At 28.0% G+C, this 4,187-nt stretch carries 3 protein-coding genes; 1 reads left to right on the top strand and 2 read right to left on the bottom strand.

Annotation, left to right across the window (positions count from 1 at the left end):
* Positions 1 to 263 precede the first annotated feature (263 nt).
* Positions 264 to 1,460 (bottom strand): tRNA uracil 4-sulfurtransferase ThiI, encoded by a 1,197-nt coding sequence (thiI, locus tag NSA58_RS16820; RefSeq protein ID WP_039679409.1) that lies wholly within the window; start codon positions 1,458 to 1,460, stop codon positions 264 to 266.
* A 13-nt stretch (positions 1,461 to 1,473) separates the two neighbouring features.
* Entirely contained in the window at positions 1,474 to 2,625 is a 1,152-nt protein-coding gene (locus tag NSA58_RS16815) for a cysteine desulfurase family protein (RefSeq protein ID WP_039679408.1), read from the bottom strand.
* A 488-nt stretch (positions 2,626 to 3,113) separates the two neighbouring features.
* On the opposite strand from NSA58_RS16815, the gene NSA58_RS16810 reads away from it, so the two are divergent.
* Entirely contained in the window at positions 3,114 to 4,109 is a 996-nt protein-coding gene (locus tag NSA58_RS16810) for an asparaginase (protein WP_039678524.1), read from the top strand.
* Positions 4,110 to 4,187: the final 78 nt, after the last annotated feature.

Here is a 4,187-nt window from a genome sequence, read left to right as displayed (position 1 = left end):
AATATATATATTATTTAGTTGTTCATACTGCTCCCCCCTATATTTTTACAAAATAAAAAGGTGGAGTGTACCCTATTCACTCCACCTTTTTCACTACAAACACTTTATTTTTTTGGAAATATTTTAGGCCAATTTATATTATTTCCAAATGCCAAATACCAAAACATCTACTCATAATGTTTTATAAGTTAATATTATCATATACATTTCTTTTTTACAGTATACTTTTTTACATTAAAAGTATAGTATAGTAGTACTACTTTTTAAAATTCTATTACTTCTACTTCCATATTATCTATAGCATCTTGAATTAATTGTTCCACATCTAATGCTTTTTCTGAATCCTCTATTTTTTCTAATCTTGGCTTAGTTACAGGCTTCTTAGGAGCAAATACTGAACAACAGTCTTCTTCTGGTATTATAGATGTTTCAAAAGTATCTATTTTCTTAGCTATATCTATTATTTCAGTTTTGTCCATAGCTATAAGTGGTCTAAATACTGGTAAGCTAACTGATGCATTTGTACAAGTTAATCCTTGTATAGTTTGAGAAGCAACTTGTCCTATACTTTCTCCAGTTATTAAAGCATCACAGTTTCTTTGTATTCCTACTCTTTCAGCTATTCTCATCATAAATCTTCTTGATATTATTGTCATTTCTTCATCTCTACAATTTAATCCTACAGCTTTTTGTATTTCAAGCAAGTTAATTTTGTGAAGTCTTACTTTACCAACATATTTAGCTAATATTCTTGCTAAGTCTTTTACTTTCTCTTGTGATTTTTCACTTGTAAAAGGATATGTGTGGAAATGTATAGCTTCTACTTCCATACCTCTCTTAGCAACCATCCATGTTGCAACTGGCGAATCTATTCCTCCTGATAGTAAAGACATTGCTTTACCATTTGTTCCTATTGGAAGTCCACCGTATCCCGCTACAGTGTCACTATAAACTACCACATTGCTTTCTCTAAGTTCACATTTTATTTTAACTTCTGGTTTATTTATATCAACTTTTATCTTATCTCCAACCTTAGATAATAAGTATCCACCTATATCTATACTCATATCTTGAGAAGTTAATCTAAATGATTTATCTCCTCTTCTACTCTCTACTTTAAATGATTTAGCTCCATTAGCTATTTTTTCTTCTAAAACTACAAGAGCAGTTTCTTTTAATTGTGTATAAGCCGCTTCTACATCTTCCTCGTTATTTCTAAGGACTTTAACTGCTGGACATACTCCAACTACACCAAATACTTTCTTAACCTCTTCACATATTTCATCATACTCGTAGTCACCTAAATCTACATATACTCTTCCATATTCTTTGTACACGTTAAATTTATCTATTGGCTTTAACATATTTTTTATATTTTTTATTAATTTATTTTCAAATATATATCTATTTTTACCTTTAACACCTATTTCTCCGTATTTTACTATAATTGAATTGTACATATTCCACCTCTTATTATCGTCTTTTTATTATTGTTCTCAAGTCATTTATTGAATCTTTTAACACTTTTACAGTTTCTAAAATTTCTTCTTCTTTGTTAAAATCAGATAAACTGAATCTTACTGCACCCTCTATTTCATCTGGCTTAAGTTTTATTGCATTTAATACATGACTTCCCTTTTTCTTAGAAGAACACGCTGATCCTGTAGATACATAAATATTTTTTTGTTCTAAGAAATGAAGTAAAACTTCTCCTCTTATATTTTCAAAAGAAACATTTAATATGTGACAAACTCCATCCTCTGGCGAATTTACTTTTACACCTTCTATATTTTTTAATATTTCCTCTTTTAATAATACTTTTAGACTTTGTATTTTTTCAATTTTACTATCTAAATCTTTATTCATTATTTCTACTGCTTTTCCTAAACCATAAATTCCAGGTACATTTTCTGTTCCTGATCTTACACTAGATTCTTGTCCTCCACCAGTAATAATAGGTTTTAGTTTGCTATTTTCCTTGATATACATAAATCCTATTCCTTTTGGTCCATGGAACTTATGAGCACTTACTGTCATAAAATCAATATTATATCTAGTTGGTCTAAATTTAATTTTTGTGTAAGATTGAACACAATCCACATGGAAGTATACCTTTTGTTCTAAAGTTTTTAAATATTTTCCTATTTCTTCGATAGGTTGGATACTACCAATCTCATTATTAACGTGCATTGTAGAAATTAATATAGTAGAAGGTTTTATTGCTTTTTTCACATCCTCTATATTTATTTTCCCACTTTCATCAACTTCTAATAACGTTATTTCAAATCCTTCTTTTTCTAAATCAGTAAGAGTCGCTAACACTGAAGGATGTTCTATATTAGTAGAAATTATATGATTTTTTGTTTTTCTAAAATTGTAAGCAACACCTCTAATAATAGTATTATTAGATTCCGTTCCTCCTGATGTAAAAAATATTTCTTTATCTTTTACACCCAAACTTCTTGCTATATCTTGTCTTATTCCTTTAATTTTTCTATCTACTTCTATTCCTTTTTTATGTAATGAAGAAGGATTTCCGTATTCTGTAGTAAGGGCTTTCACCATTTCTTCTACTACCTCTTCATAAGGTTTTGTAGTTGCGCTATTATCTAAATAAATTTCCATTTACTACACCGTCCTATTATATTTTTTATTAATATATCAATCAATTACGTAACTTAATTAATTTGTCAAAAATATTAGCATTTTTTATTATACCATTTTTATACCTATTTTTTAATGTTATACTATAAAGTTTTCCAAATACATATTAATTATATTAACATTTTTCCATTTAAATATAATCTGAAATATTTATCTAAAAAATTTGTAAAATTGTGTTGCATTTTTTGTCGAATATTGCTATTATATATAAGTAGTTATCCCCTTGATAACCCAATTAAAGTTTCTATTCAATACCCCTTTTTATGAATAGATATATATTATGTCTAAGACGAATTAGATTTAATTTATCAGAACAAAAAAGAGCTTCCCCGGCTCTTTTTTTGTGTTTACTTTTAAAGTAAAGTGATGAAAATTCTTTAAAAATAATAATTTTTACTTTATATTTTTGGTATAATTAAAGTAGTATTTAAATTCAAGGAGGTAATATTATGTCTACTAAAAAAAAGGTAGGTATCCTATTTACTGGTGGAACTATCTCTATGACAATAGATAAAGAGATTGGTGCAAATGTACCAACATTATCAGGAGAGCAAATAATGTCTATGGCAACTAACGTAAAAGATGTTGCTGATTTTGAAATAAAAGATTTTGATGAAATTCCAGGACCTCATATGACACCTGAAAAATTAATGCAATTAAAGCACTCTGTATTAGAATTATTAGACAGAGATGATATATGCGGTGTTGTAATAACTCATGGTACTGATAGTCTAGAAGAGACTGCTTATTTCTTAGATTTAGTAATAAATCATGAAAAACCTGTTATCGTTACAGGAGCTATGAGAAGTAGTTCTGAACTTGGTTATGATGGTTCAAATAACTTATCATCAGCTATTTGTGTTGCTATATCAGAAAATGCTAAAAACAAAGGTGTTCTTGTTGTTTTAAACAACGAAGTATTATTAGCATCAGAAGCAACTAAAACTGATACTATGGCCTTAAATACCTTCCAATCACCTGGTAAGGGATCTTTAGGTATAGTTGACAGTAATGAACTTCTATTATTTAAAAATGTTGCTTACAGAACTTTTATAGATACTGATAAAGTAGAAACTAAAGTTGCTCTTTTTAAATCAGGAATAGGAATGGATTACACTTTTATAAATCATGCTGTAGATATGGGATATAAAGGTATTATAATAGAAGCAATGGGAAGAGGAAATATACCTCCATTAATGTATGAGGGGGTTAAATATGCCAGAGAAAAAGGCGTTATAGTTGTTATAACCTCTAGATGTTCAACTGGTAGAGTCTACGATTCTTATGGCTATTTAGGATCAGGAAGAGATTTAAAAAATCTAGGTTGTATCTTTGCTGGTGACTTAAATGGACATAAATCAAGAATAAAATTAATGTTAGCATTAGGTAAAACTAATAATCTTGATGAGCTTAAAGACCTTTTCCAAAAAGGAATATATTATTAAGATTATTTAATTTATAAAAAATTTAGTATTATCCAATTAAATTACAGTAATATTATATATACCTTCTTTATTATTAAA

Origin of the sequence: Terrisporobacter muris (assembly GCF_024621905.1) — a bacterium.
Taxonomy (GTDB): Bacteria; Bacillota; Clostridia; order Peptostreptococcales; family Peptostreptococcaceae; genus Terrisporobacter; species Terrisporobacter muris.
This window is presented reverse-complemented; position numbering and strand designations above follow the sequence as displayed.